Genomic DNA, 19,313 nt, shown 5'->3' on the forward strand with positions numbered 1-19,313 from the left:
GCCCGCTATGCGGGATACCTCGACGAAAACGGGATGCTTCGGTTGTGAGGGTTACGCCTCCTGGGCCGTGCGTCGGCGGATAACGAGCAGGACGGCACCGGCCAGGAGCGCCGCCGCTGCCCAGGGCAGCAGGTTCACGCCCGCCGATTCAGCCGTGCCACCGGTCGCGGCCAGCGCCTCGACCTGGATGTATTGCCAGCCGATCACGGTGCCGAGCTCGTCTGTCACGACCAGTCGGTGCGTGCCCGCGGCAACTCCGGTCGGCAATGTCACGGTGACGGTTCCGGATGCCGACACCACAGGCGCGCCGAGGTAGGTCGGCGTTGAGAACAGCCACACGTGCACCGTCTGCCCCGCGTACTGGGTACCGACGATGATCGTGATCTGCTGGCCCTGCTCGGCGCTCTCCGGAGCCTGGATCAGGCCCTGTGCGGCCGGCGTCAGCGTGCCCTCAGCCGGGGCCGCGGGCGTCTCACCCGAGCTCCCACCAGAACCACCGCCGGTCTCAGGCAGCTCAGGCTCGAGGGCGTTGCTGACAGTCACCGGGATGCGGATCTCGAGACCGCTCGGCTCGACCGCAAGGACGACCTCGGTGCTGTCCGCAGCATCCGCGGGCACCGTGACCGACACCGACGCGACGCCGTCCGAGATCACGATCGGGTCGAAGATCGCGGTGCTTCCCGCGAACGACACGAGCGCGGTCGTGTTTTCGGGCGAGCCCTGCGAGGTGAGGTTCACACCCGACACCTCGAACGTGGCCGTCGCACCACGCACCAGCTGCGACGCCAGGCCCGTGACCTTCGCGCTGCGCGAGGCGAAGTCGGGGCTCAGCGGCGAGTTGGCCGTGATGAACTCGATCCACGCGTCACGGTCGATCAGACCCGAGTCGCGAGTGTCAGCACCCTCCGCCAGCACGGTGAAGTTGTCGCCACCCTCCAGCAGGAAGCTGAACGAACCCACCCGGTAGTCGGCGTCCATGACCAGCGGCTCACCGTCGATCCAGACCCCCGTGATGCGGTCGCCCTTCGCGCGGCTGTCGTCAAACGTGTAGAACAGGTTGTCCGACACGCCGAGCTGCAGGAAGGGGCGGCTCGAGCCATCCGGCTGCCACTGCTGCTCCAGCACAGCCTTGACCTGCGCGCCCGTGAGGGTCGTGGTCCACAGGTTGTTGACGAACGGCAGCACCGCGTTGGCCTCGGCGTAGGTGATCACGCCATCCGCCCCGTAGTACAGCTCGTTGCGGAGGCCACCGGGGTTCACGAAGGCGATCTCGGCCCCACCGCGCTCGTCAGCCGAGAGACTGTCGAGAAGCGAGTCGGCGACGAGGTTGCCGAGCGTGGACTGCGCGGCGCGGTTGTCACGCGATCCACCGGTGTACACACCGTCGACGTACGAGCCACCCGCGAACGCGGTCGTGATGTCCTGGGTCACCGAACCGACCGGGGTATTCCCGACCTCCGCTGCGGCTGCGAGCGTCTCATCGACGATCGCCGCTACCTCGGCCACACGCGGGTACTGCGCCTCGAGGTCGGCTTCGGGCGTCGTCGTGCGGGCGACGTTCGTGGCCGAGTAGTACACGACCTCCCCGGTTGCGGGATCCACCGACAGGACGACCTGTCCGATGTTGGCGCCGTACGAGCCGGTCTGGATGATGGGACGGGTGCCCTCCTCACCGGGGATCGGTCCCTCCCAGGCGTATTCCTTGTGAGTGTGGCCCGTGAAGATCACGTCGACAGCGGCGCTGGTCTCGGTGACGATCGAGGCGAAGGCACCGCCCGCGGCGATCTCTTCCTCGATCGTGGCACCTTCGGCCACACCGTCGATCGAGCCCTCGTGGTACTCAGCGACGATGACATCGGCCTCACCGTTGGACGGGTCACCGTCGGTCAGCTGCGCCGCCACACGGTTCACCGCTTCCACCGGGTCACCGAAACGCACGTTTTCGATGCCACCGGGCGAGACGAGCGAGGGGGTCTCCTCGGTCACCGCGCCGATCACGGCGACCGTCACGCCGTTCGACTCGAACAGTGCGTACTCATCGAACAGTACGTCGCCGGTTGTCGCGTCGTACACGTTCGCACCGAGGTAGGGGAAGTCGGAGGCCTCGGTCACACGACCCAACAGGTCATCCAGACCCTTGTCGAACTCGTGGTTGCCGACAGCAGATGCCGCAAGCTCCAACGCATTCAGGACCTCGATCGTCGGCTCATCCCCGAAGTACGCGGAGGCGAACAGCGAGGCACCGATGTTGTCACCGGCCGACAGGAACAGCGTGTTCTCCTCGCCGTACTGCTCACGCAGCTGCTCGATCGTGCCCGCGAACTCCACCGTGTTCCCATCGATACGACCGTGGAAGTCGTTGATGTTCAACAGGTTGAGCTCGACAAGTCCATCCGACACCGAGAGCGGCAAGCTCACCTGGGTCCCGGAGTCGGGTGCCGACAGCAGCAGTGCACTGTTCTGCGGAGCATCCATCGGGACCTCGATCGTCACCGTTGCCGTTCCCTCGACCATCGCGACCGAGGCGAACTCCGCCGCGCTGCCGCGCATCTCCACCTCGATCTCGGTGTTCTCCGGCGCACCCAGCGAGGTGAGGTTGATTCCCGAGACTTCGATCGTGAGCTCTTCGCCGCGCGTGACCGACGTGGGCAGGCTCGTGGTCTCTGCCGATCGGCTCGCGAAGCTGGGGCTCAGCGGCGAGTTGGCGGTGATGTAGTCGATCCACGCGTCACGGTCGATCAGACCCGAGTCGCGGGTGTCGGTACCCTCCGCCAGCACGGTGAAGTTGTCGCCACCCTGCAGCAGGAAGCTGAACGAACCGATGCGGTACTCGCGCTCGAGATCGATCAACTCACCGTCGATCCAGACATCCGTGATCCGGTCGCCCTTCTCGCGCGTCTCGTCATACGTGTAGAACACGTTGTCCGACAGGCCGAGCGCCAGGTACGGACGACTCGAACCCTCGGGCTGCCACTGCTGCTCCAGCACCTCGATGAACTGCGCGCCCGTGAGAGTGGTGGTCCACAGGTTGTTGACGAACGGCAGCACCGCGTTGGCCTCGGCGTAGGTGATGACACCGTCCTCGCCGTAGTACAGCTCGTTGCGGAGGCCGCCCGGATTGACGATGCCGATCTCGGCGCCACCGCGCTCGTCAGCCGACAGGCTCGCGACGAGCGAGTCGGCGACGAGGTTGCCGAGCGTAGACTGCGCGGCGCGGTTGTCACGCGATCCACCCGTGTACACACCGTCGACGTACGTGCCACCCGAGAAGGCGGTCGTGATGTCGTCGGTCACCGAACCGACCTGCTGCTCGCCGACCTCTGCGGCTGCCGCCAGCGTCTCATCGACGATCGCGGCGACCTCGGCGACGCGGGGGTAGGTCGATTCGAGCGTGTCTTCCGACACGGTCGTGCGCGCGACATTCTGCGCCGCGTAGTCGATGACCTCGCCCTCATCATCAACCGACAGGACGACCTGGCCGATCTTGGCCCCGTAGGAACCGGTCTGCACGATCGGGCGAGTGCCTTCCTCGCCGGGGATCGGCGCGTCCCACGCGTATTCCTTGTGGGTGTGGCCCGTGAAGATCACGTCGACAGCGGCGCTGGTCTCGGTGACGATCGACGCGAAGGCACCGCCCGCGGCGATCTCCTCCTCGAGCGTCGCACCTTCGGCCACACCGTCGATCGAGCCCTCGTGGTACTCAGCGACGATGACATCGGCCTCACCGTTGGACGGGTCACCGTCGGTCAGCTGCGCCGCCACACGGTTCACCGCCTCGACCGGGTCGCCGAACTCGATGTCGGCGATACCGCCGGGCGAGACGAGTGCCGAAGTCTCCTCGGTCACGGTGCCGATGACGGCGACGGTGACGCCGTCCACGTCGAAGACCGCGTACTCGGGGAACACCGGGGTGTCGGTGCCCTTCGTGTAGACGTTCGCACCGAGGTAGGGGAAGTCGGAGGCCTCGGTCACACGACCCAACAGGTCATCCAGACCCTTGTCGAATTCGTGGTTGCCGACAGCGGATGCCGCAAGCTCCAGCGCGTTCAGGACCTCGATCGTCGGCTCATCCCCGAAGTACGCGGAGGCGAACAGCGAGGCACCGATGTTGTCACCGGCCGACAGGAACAGCGTGTTCTCGTCGCCGTACTCCGCGCGCAGCTGCTCGATCGTGCCCGCGAACTCGACCGTGTTGCCATCGATACGACCGTGGAAGTCGTTGATGTTCAACAGGTTGACCATCGTGGGCTGCGCGAGCGCGGTGATGCCGATCACGAGCGGGTCGTGGTCGCTGGAGCGGTAGGCGGACTCGTCGTAGAAGTCGGTCAGGTTGTAGTTGTACCGGCTGTACTCCAGCGCGATGGCCTCACCCGAGTTGATGTTCCAGATGTCCTGTCCGGTCACCGTCTCCAGCGCCGCCGCGGAGGCGAGGACGTGGTCGAGCGATCCGGACTGACCCGAGAAGGAGTAACTGTACTCGCCGGTCAGCGCGCCGAGGTCGGTATAGCCGGCCTCTTCGAGCACGTGGATGGGGTCCTCTTCGCTGTAGGCGTTGAAGTCACCCAGCAGGAAGACGCTCTCGGTGCCCGCGTCCGCCGCGACCTCGTCAGCGAAGGCGACAAGCGCCTCAGCCTGGCGGGTGCGGTCGCCGTTGTAGGCGCCCTGGCCGCTGTCGGCGTTGTCACCGGATGCGCCCGAGGAGCTCTTCGACTTGAAGTGGTTGACGATCGCGACGAACTGCGCGGCTTCTTCGCCTGCCGGAGCGAACGCCTGCGCGAGCGGCTGGCGAGCGTTCGAGAAGGCGTCGGAGTCGGTCAGCACGACCGAGTCGCCGATCGGGGTGACCGCGGCCGGCTTGTAGATGAAGGCGGTGCGGATGACATCCTGTGCCTCCACAGCCGGAAGGTCCTCTGCGGCGGGCGAGGGCACGTACGCCCACTCCTCTGAGCCGAGGGCGGCGTTCAGCGCATCCACGAGCGTGGCGAGGGCTGCGTCGCGGTCCTGTCCGAACGTGACCGAGTTCTCGATCTCTTCGAGCGAGACGACCTCGGCGCCCAGCGCGTTGATCGCCGAAACGATCTTGGCCTGCTGGCGAGCGAGGTTCTCGTCGTCGGCGGCGCCGCGGGGACCTGCGTCACCGCAGCTGTTGACGGTGATCGGGTTGCCCTCGCGGTCGGTGTAGAACGAGGTGCACCCCCAGTCCTCGCCGGTCGTGGTGAAGTAGTTCAGCACGTTGAAGGTCGCGAGCTGGATGTCGCCACCGACGTTCTCGGGGGCCGCAGTGCGCACGTCGCTGAAGGTCGCGGGGAGTTCTGCGCCGGCGACGTACTGCTGCGTGGGCTGCAGCTTCCACAGGCTGTTGCGGTACTCGAAGATCATCGGCTCGGCGAAGGTGACAGCGGCACCGACTGTGACGGTGGTATCGGTGAGCCACGGCAACGCGATGCCCTTGTTGGCGTTGGAGTTGAAGTTGATCGAGGCGCCGTCATCGAGCGTGACCGCGCGGGCGGCGACATCCGCCACCGCCGCGTCGTACTCGGGCGTGCCCACGACCGCGACCTCGGTCGGGGTCAGCAGCGGCGTGGTTCCGACGGCGAGGCCGATCTCGGCGTAGTAGTTCGTCGAGTAGGTGTTGGTGACGGTGTAGTCGCCGGCGGGGGCGAGCAGCATGCCCTCGAGCGCTTCGCGCGCTTCCTCCGTCGCGGGAATGGCAACCTCGGCCGGAACGATCGCGGCGGGGGTCTCGGCGAGGATCGTCACCGACGGAGAGGTCAGCTCGGTCATGTCGGAGTACTCGGCGACGGTTGCGGTGATCTCGACGTAGTCACCGACGGCGACCAGAGCGGTGGCGGCGCTGCCGTAGACGAAGACTGCGTCGGATGCACCGTCGAGCTCGGCTCCGGTGCCCGGAGTCTGGATGTAGAAGCCGTTGTAGCCGCCGGTCGGGTAGGCCGCGGTGACGATGCCACGTGTGGTCACGGTCTGACCGACGAGGGGGCTGGCAGCGCCCGTCCCCTGGATCTGATCGATCGCCGTGATTCCCGACGTCGCCGTGGGCGAAGGCTCCGCGGTCGGGGTCGCCGTGGGCTCCGCCGTCGACGTGGCGGTCGGCTCGGGGTCGGGGGTGCTCCCCGCGGATGCCTGGGGGGTGATCGTCGCAGGGTGCGCGAAGTCGGCGGAGTTCACATCCGTGTCGACGAACCCGGTACGAGCCAGAGAGTTGGGGGTCGTGTTCGAGCCGGAGACGGGTACGACGGCACCCTCGAAGGTCCCTGAACTGCCGTACCCGATCAGGTCGACGACGTGCTCGACACCGCTGATCGAGCCGGTCGCGAGCGTGAGCGCGTCTGTGGTGTCGGAGAGCCACAGCGTTCCGCTGGTTCCGGACGCGTTGAACACGCTGTCGATGTCAAGGTCCGGCGTCACCGGGAGTGCGGCGCCGTTGGCGCCGTTGCCGTCGAAGGCGATCAGGAAGTAGTCATCGGCCTCGATCGTCCCCGACAGCGGGACGTTCACCGACGGGCCGCCCGTACCGCTCGCGCTGCGGTATTGCAGCGACCAGCCCTCGAGGCTCTGTGCGGCGTCACCGGGGTTGTACAACTCGACGAACTTGTCGGTGTACACCGCATTGGCGCTTCCACCCTTGAGGTACACCTCGTTGATGATGACGCCCTCGCCATCGGTTGAGGCGAAGGCTCCCGATGGTACGGCGACCATGCTCGCCACGAGAGCTACGCCGCCGACGACAGCGGCAAAACGGCGCGACAAATAACGCTGTGAAATTGACATGTTTCCCCTGAGAAATCCCCGATAAGACCGAACAGGGATCAAGGTATCCCCGTCCGGATGATGGCTGCGTATCGAATATGTGACGTGTGCGTTAACGAAACCAAAGCGATCAGCGACCCCGGCGCGTCGGCGTCTCTCGCGGGTTGAGAGACGCTGTTCGGACCCCATCGCTAGAGTGGGCGCGTGACCGAGCAGCCGACCGCACGCCGCCCCGTCGTCGTCACGATCGCCGTGGTGCTGACCTACATCAGCGGGCTGAGTTCGATCGGCCTCGGTCTACTGGTACTGCTCAGTCGATACGACGTCACGGATTCGGCGGCGGTCTGGGCCGACTCCCTCGTCGGCGCCGGGATCATCCTGCTCGGTCTGCTGATCATCGGCGTCGCATCCGGCATCTCGCGGGGCAGCCGACTCTCGCGAATCGTCCTGACCGTCTACGTCTCACTGCAGTTGCTGCTGCACGTTCTCGCGATCATCGCCGCCGACTTCGACTGGATCGCCGGCGTCCAGATGACGATCGGCGTGTTCATCCTTCTGGCGCTGTGGCTGCCGGCGACGTCGAGGTTCTTCCGGGAGTCGCCGCAGATCAGGGCTGCATAGCGGCCATCGACCGCCGCACGAACCGTCGGTGCGCGAAGCGCACGATCTCGATCCCGCCGAGAGTGAGGATCGTCACGCCCGCGATGAGGTATGCCGCATCCTTGCCTGGATCGACCAGTTGGAAGAACTCCGTCGCCAGCGGCACCGAGAACACCACGACCAGTCCGATGAACATCGCGCCGACCACGAGCCCCTTGAAGCGGTTTATCGGGCGAGAGAGGACCGTCAGGATCCAGATGCCGACGATCGCGAGGATGATCGTCGCGCCGGTGCGCAGTTCCGCCTGGTCGATGCCGAGCGAGTTCGCGCTGATCGTATAGAGCGTGAGGCCCGCTCCCATCACGAGTCCTGCGGGGATCGCGAAGCTCAGCGAACGCTTGAGGAATCCGGGGATGTAGCGCTGCTTGTTCGGCATCAGCGCCAGGAAGAACGCCGGGATGCCGATCGTGAGGCCGTCGGTGATCGAGAGCTGTCGCGGCAGGAACGGGAACTGCAGCAGCAGGATGCCGAACACGATCGACAGGACCACGATGTACGAGGTCTTGGTGAGGAACAGCATCGAGACCCGCTCGATGTTCGCGATCACCTGGCGCCCCTCGGCCACGACGTCGGGCAGGTGGGAGAACTGTCCATCCAGCAGCACCAAGCGGGCGACGGCCTTCGTGGCCGCGGCACCCGAGTTCATCGCGATGCCGATGTCGGCGGTCTTGATCGCGAGTGCGTCGTTGACCCCGTCGCCGGTCATCGCGACAGTGTGCCCGCGGGACTGGAGTGCGGTCACCATCCGCTTCTTCTGCTCCGGCGTAACGCGCCCGAAGACGCGCTCCCGCTCCAGCACCTCGGCCAGCGAATCGTCATCGTCGGGAAGGGTGCGCGCGTCGAAGCCCTCCTCCACGTCGACACCGACCTCTCTGGCGATCGCGGCGACAGTGCGCGGGTTGTCACCCGAGATCACGCGGATGCCGACCCCCTGCTCCGCGAAGTAGCTGAGAGTCTGGGCGGCATCGGGGCGAACCTGCTCCCGGAATGTGATGACCACGATCGGGACGACACCCCTGGGCAGCCGCTCGGCCTCGACATCCGCCTCGGACAACGCGAGCGGCGAACGTCCGAGCACGAGAGTGCGCCGGCCGGTGGCGGCGAGGGTCGCGACGAGACCACCAAGATCGGAGGAGGGGTCGGATGCCTCGGCGAAGACCATCTCCGGAGCCCCGAGCACCCACGTGCCGATCGGACCATCCCCCCCGAAGGCCACGGCGCTCCACTTCCGAGCGGATGAGAAGGGGATGATGTGGGCCGGTGTGATCGGCCGGTCCACCGGGTACGGCTCGCGCAGGCAGCGCGCGGTCGCATTGGCGGCCGGGTCCGCGCCATACCAGGACAGGACCTCGCCCCACCCTTCCGCGCCGGCACCGGAGACGGGGTGGACCGCATCGAACTCGATCTCACCGGCCGTCAATGTTCCGGTCTTGTCCAGACACACGACATCGACGCGGGCCAGTCCCTCGACGGCCGGCAGCTCGTTCACGAGCACCTGCTTGCCGGCGAGCTTGGCGGCGCCGACCGCGAACGCGATGCTGGTCATCAGCACGAGTCCCAGCGGGATGGATGCGGTGATCGCCGCGATCGTGTTGACCGCCGCCTGCACCCAGTCGCCGCTCTCCCACGCCTGCGGCCATCCGCCGAAGGCCATCATCTGCGCGTTGAGCACAACCAGCGCGATGGGACCGATCGCCCAGCCGATCACGCGCAGGACGAGGTTGATCGACGACCGCAGTTCGCTGGAGACCATCGAGAACCGCTTGGCCTCCGATGCGAACTTGTTGGCGTATGAGTCGGCCCCGACGCGCACCACACGCGCGACGCCCTCGCCCCCGACGACGATCGAGCCCGACAGCACCTCCGACTCTGGATGCTTGTCCACCGCGTCCGACTCGCCCGTGAGCATCGACTCGTCGACCTGCAGGCCGCGTGCCTCGGCGACCTCGGCATCGGCGGGGATCTGGTCGCCGGCGCGCAGCACGAGCAGGTCGTCGAGCACGACCTCTGTCGGGCGGATCTCCGCCTCGACTCCGTCGCGGCGGACACGCGCCGACGGCGCGTTCAACAGGGCGAGGCGATCAAGTGCCGCCTTGGCGCGGAACTCCTGCCACGCGCCGATGATCGTGTTGGCCAGAGCGCTCAGTCCGAAGACGGCATCCTGCCAGCGCCCCAGCAGAAGGAGGACGAGGAAGCAGGAGCCCACGATCGCGTTGAAGATCGTGAAGACGTTGGCGCGGATGATGCTGCCGATGCTGCGGCTGGAGTCCGCCTGGAAGTCATTGGTCCTGCCCGCGGCCACCCGCTCGGCCACCTCCGCGGCGGAGAGTCCGGACAGCGCGAGGTCGGTGGTCATGCCGCCACGATATCGACACACGCCCACGGCGCGTACACGGGGAAAGGCGAAAGCCCCGGATGAGACATCCGGGGCTTTCGGGAAGTACCTCGAAAGGGACTTACTTGAGGGTGACGGTGGCGCCGGCCTCTTCGAGCTTGGCCTTGGCCTTCTCGGCGTCGTCCTTGTTCGCGCCCTCGAGGACGGGCTTGGGAGCACCGTCGACGACAGCCTTGGCCTCACCGAGGCCGAGCGAGGTGAGCTCGCGGACGACCTTGATGACCTGGATCTTCTTGTCGCCAGCGGCCTCGAGGATGACGTCGAACGCGTCCTTCTCCTCGGCCTCTTCGGCGGGGGCGCCACCGGCGGGGGCGCCGGCAGCGGCGACCGCGACAGGGGCGGCAGCGGTGACGTCGAAGGTCTCCTCGAACGCCTTGACGAACTCGCTGAGCTCGATGAGGGTGAGCTCCTTGAACGCGTCGAGCAGCTCCTCAGTGCTGAGCTTTGCCATGATGATTCTCCTTGATCGGTGTGGTTATCTGCCGGACCTGAATCAGGCCGCGGACTGCTGCTTCTCACGCAGTGCGTCGACCGTGCGAACGGCCTTGGACGGCAGTGCGTTGAAGACGAATGCTGCCTTGGTCATCGAGGCCTTCATCGCGCCGGCGAGCTTCGCCAGCAGGACTTCACGGCTCTCGAGGTCGGCGAGCTTGTTGACCTCGTCTGCGGACAGGGGCGCGCCATCGAAATAGCCGCCCTTGATCACGAGAAGAGGGTGAGCCTTGGCGAAGGCGCGCAGTCCCTTCGCGACGGTGACCGGGTCACCGTGCACGAACGCGATGGCCGAGGGGCCCTTGAGGTCCTCGTCCAGCGACGTGATCCCCGCGTTGTTCGCGGCGATCTTCGACAGCGTGTTCTTCACCACGGCGTACTCTGCGTCCTGACGGATGCTGTTGCGGAGCTCCTTGAGCTCGGCAACCGTCAGACCGCGGTACTCGGTGAGCAGTACGGCAGCGGAGTCCTCGAAGTTCTTCGTGAGCTCAGCAACCGTCGCTTCCTTCTGCGCCATGGTCACTCCTTGTGTCTTCTGCACGTTCCACGATGGTGGGACGTGAGCCTCGGCATCCGCTCGGACAAAGAAAAAAGCTCCGGCGCAAGCGCACGGAGCTGAGAAACCCGAATTCGGGAGAATCGTTCTGTGACACCTGCGCGGGCCCCTGGGCCTCCTCTGGTGAGAAGTTCCAGCGCTTCGATCGACCTGCGCTTTCGCGCACGACGATGACCGGCGGTCTTCGGCTTCGACAAGCATACCCCGGCTGCTGCGCTTCCTTCAACTCGCGGCGCGACTGCCGCCGCACGTCCGGGCGCCCGCGTAGGGTCGTGGGGTGACTCCCGAACTGGCCGCCCGCATCGTCGCCGACTCCAGCGACCGGGTCGCGTGGATGCGGGCTCGCTCGCGAGGGATCACCGCAACGGATGTCGCCGGCCTCACCTCCGAGCGCTCGATCGCCCGCGCCGCGGACGCGAAGCTCATGGGTTCCGGATTCTCCGGCAACGCCTACACCGCGCACGGCCGGCTGCGTGAACCGGAAATCGCCCGTTGGGTGGCGGCGACCCACGGCATCCTGCCGTCGTCGGCACTGTTCCACGCGGTCGTCGAGAAGCGACACCTCGCCACCCCGGACGGCGTGATGGTGGATGCCGAGGGGCGCGTCGTGCTCGCCGAGATCAAAACCACCAACAAGTCCTGGCGCAGCATCCCGCGCTCCTACCTGCGGCAGGTGTGGTGGCAGCAGCACGTGCTCGGCGCCGAGAGGACATTGGTGGCCTGGGAGGAGCACGAAGACTTCGTCCCGGTGGGCGATGAGCCGCGCTGTCAGTGGGTCGACCGCGACGAGAAGGAGATCGGACGGCTCGTACAACTGGCCACCGACCTCATCGACGAGCTCTACCGCAGGACGCAGGCGAGGCGCACCGCCTGATTGATTGACTTTCTGCAACCAATTCGAGATAGTTGTCTCTGCTCAACTATCTCGAAAGTCAGGTTGCCGTGACGACATCCGTCTCCCGCACCGATTCCGGCATGACCCGCCGACAGGTGCTCGAAGCCCTTTCCGGCCTGCTCCTGGGCATGTTCGTGTCGATGCTCGCGTCGACCGTCGTGTCCACCTCGCTCCCGGTCATCATCCACGACCTCGACGGCGATCAGGCGGCGTTCACCTGGGTCGTGACCGCAACTCTGCTCACGACGGCGATCTCGACCCCGGTATGGGGCAAGCTTGCCGACCTCTACAACCGCAAGGTGTTGTTCCAGCTGGCCATCGCGATCTTCGTCCTGGCCACGGCAGCGGCTGGTTTCGCCACCACCCCGGAGTGGCTGATCGCATGCCGCGCCGTCCAGGGGCTCGGCGCGGGCGGGCTCGCCGCTCTCAGCCAGGTGATCATGGCCGACATCATCAGCCCTCGCGAGCGCGGACGCTACATGGGGCTGTTCGGCGCCGTCATGGCGCTCGCGACGATCGGCGGCCCCCTGGCCGGAGGCCTCATCACCGACACCTGGGGCTGGCGGTGGAACTTCTACGTCGCCATTCCCTTCGCCATCGCAGCGCTCATCATCGTGCAGCGAACGCTCCACCTCACGCACCGCGCACGCCGCAAGGTCTCGATCGACTACGTCGGCATCGTGCTGCTGTCGACCGCGGTCGCCCTGCTGCTGATCTGGGTCTCCCTCGCGGGCGACGCCTTCGAGTGGTGGAGCCTCGCAACGATCCTCATGATCGGCGGAGTGATCGTCGCGACGGTCCTGTTCATCGTCGTCGAGCTGCGCGCCAAGGATCCGCTCGTTCCCCTCTCCCTCTTCCGCAACCGCACCTTCACGCTGGCCGTGCTCGCCTCCATCGCGACCGGCATCGCGATGTTCGGCGCGGCCGTCTTCCTCGGGCAGTACATGCAGCTCGCGCGCGGGGCCTCCCCCACCGAGGCCGGCCTGATGACGATCCCCATGATCGGTGGACTGCTGGTGGCCTCGATCGGCGCCGGTCAGCTCATCACGCGGTTCGGCAGATGGAAGCCGTACGTCGTCACGGGAGCGGTGATGCTGGTGGCCGGCTCCGCGCTGCTGACCACGATCCACTACGACACCCCCTTCCTCGTCGTGTCGATCTACATGTTCATCCTCGGAGCGGGGGTCGGCATGACCATGCAGAACCTCGTGCTGGTGGTGCAGAACACGACCAACCCGACACAGATCGGCGCCGCGACCTCGGGGGTGACGTTCTTCCGCAGCCTGGGCGGCAGCATCGGCGTGTCGGTGATGGGCGCGGCTCTCGCCGCACGGGTCACCGACCTGCTGGGCGAGCGCACGAACGATCTCATGGCGGCGCTCGCCTCACTCGGCGATCAGGCGCAGGCGTGGGCCGACCAGCTGCAATCGGGGTCGCTTCCCGAAGTGTCGACGATGCCCGCCGTGTTGCAGGTCATCTTCGAGGATGTCTACGCTCAGGGCATCTCTTTCTCTTTCGTCTTCCTCGTACCGTTCGCCATCCTGAGCGTGATCGCCGTGGCGTTCTTGCCGAACACACCCCTGAACCGCATGAACACCCGCGAACGCATCGCCGCAAGCGAGGCTGACCTGGCGACCGTATCGGTGAGCGAGGCCATGGACGTCCTGGGGAAGACGGAGGAGACGCCACCGTCAGCCACCGATCGCACGACCCCGGAGCAATGACGGACCCGATCGATCCCCGCTCCGTCGAGGCGGCTCACCGCGATGCGGTCCGCCGCCTCGACGGAGCGATCGTCGGGCTGGTCGGCTCCGTTCGGCGCTACTACATCCAGCTCGCCGAGAACCTTCACCCCGGCATGCTCCCGGGAACGGCGAAACTGTTCACGACCATTGCGCGCACCGGACCCACGACACTGTCCGCGCTTGTGGAGGTCCTCACCGCAGACAAGGGCATGCTCAGTCGTCAGGTGAGTGAGCTGGAGGGCCTGGGGCTCATCGCTCGCACCCCCGACCCGAACGATCGGCGCGCGCGGCTGATCAGCATCACGGCAGAAGGGGCGCAACGGCTCGATGAGGCGCGCCTGCCCTACGAGCAACGACGTGCCGCAGCTCTTGCCGCCTGGCCGACCGCATCGATCGAGCAGTTCGCCGATCTGCTCAACGCCTTCATCTCCAGCGAGCCGCCGGGTGGGGACACTCGCTCCGCCTGACTCTCAGCTCGCCTGAAACCTCTTATCTGACCGGTGACAACGACGTAACACCAACGAGACAATCGCGCTGTTGACTGAGGGATACCTCGCGGAGCGCGGGGGCACCACCTGTCGTCACGCGTGGATCACTGCAGATGCACGTGCTTCTCGGCGGCAAAGTTCGGAAGGAGCGACCTATGCGATTCCGGCCGCTGCGTCCTGCCACCTCTTCCCTCTCGGCCCCCGCCGTCGAGATCGAGATCCCCTCCGAGATGCGGGCCGTCATGGTCGACGAGTGGGGAGCGCCCGATGCGATGCAGGTTGTGTCGACCCCCGTCCCCTCCCCTGTGCTGAGCGAACTGCTCGTGCGCGTCGTCGCCGCGGGCGTGAACCCCATCGACGCCAAGACGCGGTCCGGCGCGGGCCTGTCCTCGGCCGTCGACGCTCTTCCCGCGACGCTGGGCTTCGACTTCAGCGGCGTCGTCGTCAGTTCACCCTTCGAGACGCACCCGTTCCCGGTGGGAACCGAGGTGTTCGGAATGGCGAACTTCCCGCGAACCGGTGGCTCCTACGCCGAATACGTCGTCGCCCCGACGCTCTCCCTCGCGCGCAAGCCCTCGACGCTCTCGCACGTCGAGGCGGCAGGGGTACCGGTTGCGGCCCTGACCGCGTGGGGGCTCGTGGTCGAGACCGCCCACGCGCACGAGGGACAGCGCATTCTCATCCACGCGGGCGCCGGCGGAGTGGGCCACTTCGCTGTGCAGTTCGCCGCCTACTTCGGCGCGCACGTCACCGTCACGGCATCCGGAGCGAACGCGCCCTGGCTACGGGAGCTCGGGGCATCCGTCGTGGTGGACTACACCACGACGCGTTTCGAGGATGTCGTGCAGGACATGGATGTGGTCATCGACCTCGTCGGCAATGCGCAGGATGCCGTCGGAACGCGCTCACTGACGGTGCTCCGTCCAGGGGGAATCTACATTCTGGTCCCGACCGGATCATTCCCCGGCTATGCCGCGGCCGCCAGCGACGCAGGGGTGCGTGCGACGAGCTACAAGGTCATCCCCGAAGGGGCGACGCTGGCGACGATCGCGCGCCTGCTCGATTCGCGCGCGATCCAGGTGTACGTCGACAAGGTCTACGACCTCGACCATGCTCCCGACGCGCACTCCTCACTGGAAGAGGGCCACACCCGGGGGAAAATCGTCCTCCAGGTCGCCGAAGACTGACGACGCACCCATGACGAAGGCCCCCACCAGGACGGTGGGGGCCTTCGCTCGTGATGTGTGATCAGCCGATCGCGTTGACATCCAGCGGGATGCCGGGGCCGAACGTGGTCGACACGGCGCCCTTCTGGATGTAGCGACCCTTCGAGCTCGAGGGCTTCAGGCGGACGATCTCGTCGAGCGCGGTCTGCAGGTTCGCATCCAGCTGCTCGGCGGTGAACGACGCCTTGCCGACGATGAAATGCACGTTGGCGTGCTTGTCGACGCGGAACTCGATCTTTCCGCCCTTGATCTCCTCGACGGCCTTGGCCGGGTTCGGGGTCACGGTACCGGTCTTGGGGTTGGGCATCAGGCCGCGGGGACCCAGGACCTTACCCAAGCGGCCGACCTGACCCATGAGCTCGGGCGTCGCGACGGCCGAGTCGAATGCGGTCCAGCCGCCGGCGACCTTCTCGATGAGCTCGGCGCCGCCGACCTCGTCCGCACCGGCGGCGATCGCTGCCTCAGCCGCGGGGCCGGTGGCGAACACGATGACGCGAGCGGTCTTGCCCGTGCCGTGGGGCAGGATGACGGTGCCGCGCACCATCTGGTCTGCCTTGCGGGGGTCGACCGAGAGCTTGAGCGCGACCTCGACGGTCGAGTCGAACTTCTTCGATCCGGTCTCGCGAGCGAGGGCGACGGCCTCGGTGGGCGAGTAGAACTTGCCGGCCTCGATCTTCGAGACGGCTTCTGCGTATGCCTTGGACTTGGTAGCCATGTTCGTTATCCCCCTCAGTCCTCGACCGTGATGCCCATGGAACGGGCGGTGCCGGCGATGATCAGCGAGGCGGCCTCGATGTCATTCGCGTTCAGGTCGGGCATCTTGGTCTCGGCGATCTGACGCACCTGGTCCTTGGTGAGCTTGCCCACCTTCGACGTGTGCGGGGTCTTCGAGCCCTTCGCGACGCCCGCGGCCTTCTTGATCAGCTCAGCTGCCGGCGGGGTCTTGAGGATGAACGTGAAGCTGCGGTCCTCGTAGACGGTGATCTCCACGGGGATGACGTTGCCGCGCTGCGACTCCGTCGCGGCGTTGTACGCCTTGCAGAACTCCATGATGTTGACGCCATGCTGACCGAGCGCGGGGCCGATCGGCGGCGCCGGGTTGGCTGCACCGGCGTTGATCTGAAGCTTGATCAGGCCGGTCACCTTCTTCTTCGGTGCCATTCTTTTTTCCTTTCGTCGAACCGGATGCCGTGAACATCCGCTTCTCCCGCGAGTCCGGCCTTTCCGGACCGCGGTACCCCGGGGTGTCCCGGGAAATCTGTGTGTGTCAGACCATCTTGGTGACCTGGTCGAAGCTGAGCTCGACCGGGGTCTCACGCTCGAAGAGCGAGACGAGGACCGTGAGCTTGCCGCTCTCGGGCTTGATCTCGCTGATCGTGCCGGGAAGACCCGCGAACGAGCCCTCCTTGATGGTGATCGTCTCGCCCGCCTCGAAGTCGACCTCGGCGGGGATGACGCGCGCGACGGGCTGACCCTTCTTCGCGGGGGCGCCACCCTTGGCCGGAGCGGTCTCCTTGACCTCGACGAGGGACTTCAGCATGTTGAAGGCCTCTTCGAAACGCAGCGGAGTGGGGTTGTGCGCATTGCCGACGAACCCGGTCACGCCCGGCGTGTGGCGGACCACCGACCAGGTGTCCTCGTTGAGCTCCATCCGCACCAGCACGTAGCCGGGGATACGAACGCGGGTGACCATCTTGCGCTGGCCGTTCTTGATCTCGACGACGTCCTCCATCGGGACCTCGATCTGATAGATCTCCTCTTCGACCTCGAGCGTCGACTTGCGCTGCTCGATGTTGGCCTTCACCTTGCGCTCGAAGCCGGCATAGGAGTGGATGACGTACCACTTGCCCGGCATGAGGCGCAGCTCTCGGCGGAACACCTCGAAGGGGTCTTCGTCCTCGTCCGGGTCGGGACCGTCGTAGGGGGTGACCTCGTCGGCAGCTTCTGCCTCACGCTCCGCCGCCTCGTCGGCCGCATCTTCGGTCAGCACTTCGGCCGCAGCCTCGGCCTCTGCCGTTTCGTCGATCTCGAGCGCGTCGTTCACGATCGCATCCGCCTCCGGGTCGTTCACCTCGACGTCGTCATCATCTGAGAAGTCATCGGCATCGGCATCCTCGACGTGGATTGCCACGTGCTCGGCCGCCTCGCTCTGCTGCTCTTCGCGCGCGAGCTCCGAGCCCTCCTGAGCCTCGTCTTCTTCCGAGGACTGCTCAGCCGAGGGCGCCCAGTCGGCGTCGTCGAGGTACTTTTCAGACACTGTCTTTCACTTCCGTTCGGGGGTGGGAATCTGGCCCCACCCCTCGTGTCGCGGCCCGGGTCAGGCGGGGATGCCGAAGACCTGAGTCGTCAGCCAGAGGAACGCGGCGTCCATTCCGTACACGAGCGCCATCATGACGGCGACGAAACCGAGCACGACGAGCGTGTATCGCACGAGCTCCTTGCGGGTCGGGGTGACGACCTTGCGGAGCTCGGCGAAGACCTGACGGATGAACAGGGCGATCCGCTGGAAGATGTTCAGCTTCTTCTCGCGGGGCTCGCTGCTGCGGGCAGCAACTTCACCCTGTGATTCGTCCTGGACCATGTATCCCACCTGGTTGCTTCTGGTGTGCCAGCTTTCGCTGACGCGCAGGGCGGACAGGAATCGAACCTGCAACCTGCGGTTTTGGAGACCGCTGCTCTGCCAATTGAGCTACCGCCCTAGAGACCTCGGAGGCCTCGGGGCGTCTGCGCACTTCTCCCGCGCCGACCAAGGGGAACTTGATCGCAGGCACGGCAAAAGAATGCAGACTTCTACTGCATCGTCCAGTGTACGGCATGGGGGTCGGGGCGGCGAACCGGGGTCGGATGCCACTACCCGTCCACACAGGGCGAGAACACCGCGATCACCAGTAGCGGGTCTTCGAAACGGACGGTGGCGATGATCCCGTCGTCATCTGCCCACGCGCGCTGAACTCCGGGCTGCGCCGGATCGATCTCGTCCCAGCGCTCGGGATCGAGCGCGCCACCCGCGAACTGCAGTTCGGCCAGCGCGGCGACCTGAGCAACCCCCGCGCCGACGGACACGGTGCCGCGGGCGCTACGGATGATCTGCTCTCCCCCGTCGCCACAAGACTGCGTCGTCGCCGGATCGATCGACAGTGTCCGCAGCACGGCGCTATCGATCTCTGCCGCTGCCGCAACCAGACCGTCGAACGCGCCGCTGGCCTGCGCGTCGATCTCTGCAGGATCGTCCGTGGCGCATCCGGCCAGGGCGACGACGAGGATCGCAGCACCGACGGCGGCGGCTCGACGCCTCACGGGCGGATCACCGTGGTCACTTCGAACTCCTCTGCGGTGGGAGCGGAGACACGGACGCCGAGCGAAGCGAGATGGTCGAGGAACCATCCTTCGTACCAATCGATGGTGCACGGCGATGAGGAATCGGCGTAGGCCGAACGCGTGATGCCGTGCAGGTAGACGGCACGGCAGCTGGCATCGGTCTCGAACTCCTCGTCGTACAGCTCCTCCGGCACGCCCTCGCGGTCCGCCTCGAGCAGCGCCGGGTAGTAATTCTGGTACTGCCACCAGTGCATCGCCTCGTGCACGAAGAGGGGCCAGGCGAACTCCTCGGTTCCCGGCTCCCACGCGACGAACAGCCAGTCCGGATAGGCCGTCTGGAAGCATCCGCCCGAGATCAACGTGCGCCAGGTGTCGAGCTCCGCCTGCGCCGCGTAGCCGCAGTTGAGATCGCCGGCGTCGAATCGCACCTGCACGTCAGTCGCGCCGATCGAATCGAGGAATGCCCTCCCGGTCGGGTCCGCGCCCGGGAGGGCATCACCCCCGGGGTTGGCCGGCCCCTGGACGGGGGCCTCATCGTTCTGCCGCCACTGCTCGACGGCGCTCAGGTCTGCATCCCACGCGGCCGCGGCATTGCGATAGTCCGCGCGCTGCGCGCGGATCTCGTCGGCACGAGCCGCATCGAGCTCGAACAACGGATCGAGCGCGGCGTTCTCAGCCGCCGTCATCTCCACGGGCCGCGGCACCCGCAGCACCCCGATCGCGGCGACCGCCGCGAGTCCGAGTGCGAACGTCGCGGCCGCCGAAACGAC

General features: G+C 66.5%; 15 protein-coding genes and 1 tRNA gene. 5 read left to right on the forward strand and 11 right to left on the reverse strand.

Translation table 11 applies throughout. The annotated features are described in order from the left end of the window. Positions 1-51 precede the first annotated feature (51 nt). Positions 52-6,789, reverse strand: a complete 6,738-nt coding sequence (locus tag ABD206_RS08245; protein ID WP_344071266.1) for an ExeM/NucH family extracellular endonuclease — start codon at positions 6,787-6,789, stop codon at positions 52-54. Between the two features lie 183 nt (positions 6,790-6,972). Between ABD206_RS08245 and ABD206_RS08250 the strand changes: the two genes are divergently transcribed. Further along, entirely contained in the window at positions 6,973-7,389 is a 417-nt protein-coding gene (locus ABD206_RS08250; RefSeq protein WP_344071268.1) for a hypothetical protein, read from the forward strand. Here ABD206_RS08250 and ABD206_RS08255 read toward each other — a convergent pair. The 3 genes from ABD206_RS08255 to rplJ form a co-directional block, all read right to left on the reverse strand. After that, positions 7,376-9,784, reverse strand: coding sequence for an HAD-IC family P-type ATPase (locus tag ABD206_RS08255; RefSeq protein ID WP_344071270.1), 2,409 nt, complete (start codon positions 9,782-9,784; stop codon positions 7,376-7,378). The genes ABD206_RS08250 and ABD206_RS08255 overlap by 14 nt on opposite strands. A 100-nt stretch (positions 9,785-9,884) precedes the next feature. After that, positions 9,885-10,274, reverse strand: a complete 390-nt coding sequence (gene rplL, locus ABD206_RS08260) for a 50S ribosomal protein L7/L12 (RefSeq protein ID WP_251451116.1) — start codon at positions 10,272-10,274, stop codon at positions 9,885-9,887. 42 nt (positions 10,275-10,316) lie between these two features. Beyond that, on the reverse strand, positions 10,317-10,832 hold the full coding sequence (gene rplJ / locus ABD206_RS08265; protein WP_344071275.1) for a 50S ribosomal protein L10: 516 nt from the start codon (positions 10,830-10,832) through the stop codon (positions 10,317-10,319). A 316-nt stretch (positions 10,833-11,148) separates the two neighbouring features. Here rplJ and ABD206_RS08270 point away from each other — a divergent pair, with 316 nt between their 5' ends. The 4 genes from ABD206_RS08270 (at position 11,149) to ABD206_RS08285 (ending at position 15,186) form a co-directional block, all read left to right on the forward strand. Beyond that, positions 11,149-11,745 (forward strand): YqaJ viral recombinase family protein, encoded by a 597-nt coding sequence (locus tag ABD206_RS08270; RefSeq protein WP_344071278.1) that lies wholly within the window; start codon positions 11,149-11,151, stop codon positions 11,743-11,745. Positions 11,746-11,846: 101 nt separating this feature from the next. Further along, the gene (locus ABD206_RS08275) at positions 11,847-13,490 is read left to right on the forward strand and encodes an MDR family MFS transporter (protein ID WP_344071469.1); all 1,644 of its coding nucleotides are present in this window, start codon (positions 11,847-11,849) and stop codon (positions 13,488-13,490) included. Next, positions 13,487-13,978 carry a MarR family winged helix-turn-helix transcriptional regulator gene (locus tag ABD206_RS08280; RefSeq protein WP_344071281.1) on the forward strand — a complete coding sequence of 164 codons (492 nt, stop codon included), beginning with the start codon at positions 13,487-13,489 and terminating at the stop codon, positions 13,976-13,978. Before ABD206_RS08275 ends, ABD206_RS08280 begins: the two co-directional genes overlap by 4 nt. A gap of 176 nt (positions 13,979-14,154) precedes the next feature. Then, the gene (locus ABD206_RS08285) at positions 14,155-15,186 is read left to right on the forward strand and encodes an NADP-dependent oxidoreductase (RefSeq protein ID WP_344071283.1); all 1,032 of its coding nucleotides are present in this window, start codon (positions 14,155-14,157) and stop codon (positions 15,184-15,186) included. Positions 15,187-15,247: 61 nt separating this feature from the next. Here ABD206_RS08285 and rplA read toward each other — a convergent pair whose 3' ends face one another. From rplA to ABD206_RS08320, 7 genes are all read right to left on the reverse strand, one after another. After that, a complete protein-coding gene (rplA, locus tag ABD206_RS08290; RefSeq protein WP_344071285.1) occupies positions 15,248-15,940 on the reverse strand; it encodes a 50S ribosomal protein L1 in 693 nt (230 codons plus the stop codon). 14 nt (positions 15,941-15,954) lie between these two features. Next, positions 15,955-16,386: a 50S ribosomal protein L11 gene (gene rplK / locus ABD206_RS08295; protein WP_344071287.1), complete on the reverse strand. Its 432-nt coding sequence runs from the start codon at positions 16,384-16,386 to the stop codon at positions 15,955-15,957. Between the two features lie 106 nt (positions 16,387-16,492). Next, positions 16,493-17,482 carry a transcription termination/antitermination protein NusG gene (gene nusG, locus ABD206_RS08300; protein WP_344071290.1) on the reverse strand — a complete coding sequence of 330 codons (990 nt, stop codon included), beginning with the start codon at positions 17,480-17,482 and terminating at the stop codon, positions 16,493-16,495. A gap of 60 nt (positions 17,483-17,542) precedes the next feature. Next, positions 17,543-17,806 (reverse strand): preprotein translocase subunit SecE, encoded by a 264-nt coding sequence (gene secE, locus ABD206_RS08305; protein WP_344071292.1) that lies wholly within the window; start codon positions 17,804-17,806, stop codon positions 17,543-17,545. A gap of 45 nt (positions 17,807-17,851) precedes the next feature. Further along, positions 17,852-17,924 (reverse strand) — tRNA-Trp (locus tag ABD206_RS08310). Between the two features lie 151 nt (positions 17,925-18,075). Beyond that, positions 18,076-18,522: a hypothetical protein gene (locus tag ABD206_RS08315; protein WP_344071294.1), complete on the reverse strand. Its 447-nt coding sequence runs from the start codon at positions 18,520-18,522 to the stop codon at positions 18,076-18,078. Beyond that, complete coding sequence (locus tag ABD206_RS08320) at positions 18,519-19,247, reverse strand: hypothetical protein (RefSeq protein ID WP_344071297.1); 729 nt, start codon at positions 19,245-19,247, stop codon at positions 18,519-18,521. The genes ABD206_RS08315 and ABD206_RS08320 overlap by 4 nt, the downstream gene beginning before the upstream one ends. Positions 19,248-19,313 lie beyond the last annotated feature (66 nt).

Source organism: Microbacterium sediminicola (assembly GCF_039531125.1).
In the GTDB taxonomy this organism is placed as follows: domain Bacteria; phylum Actinomycetota; class Actinomycetes; order Actinomycetales; family Microbacteriaceae; genus Microbacterium; species Microbacterium sediminicola.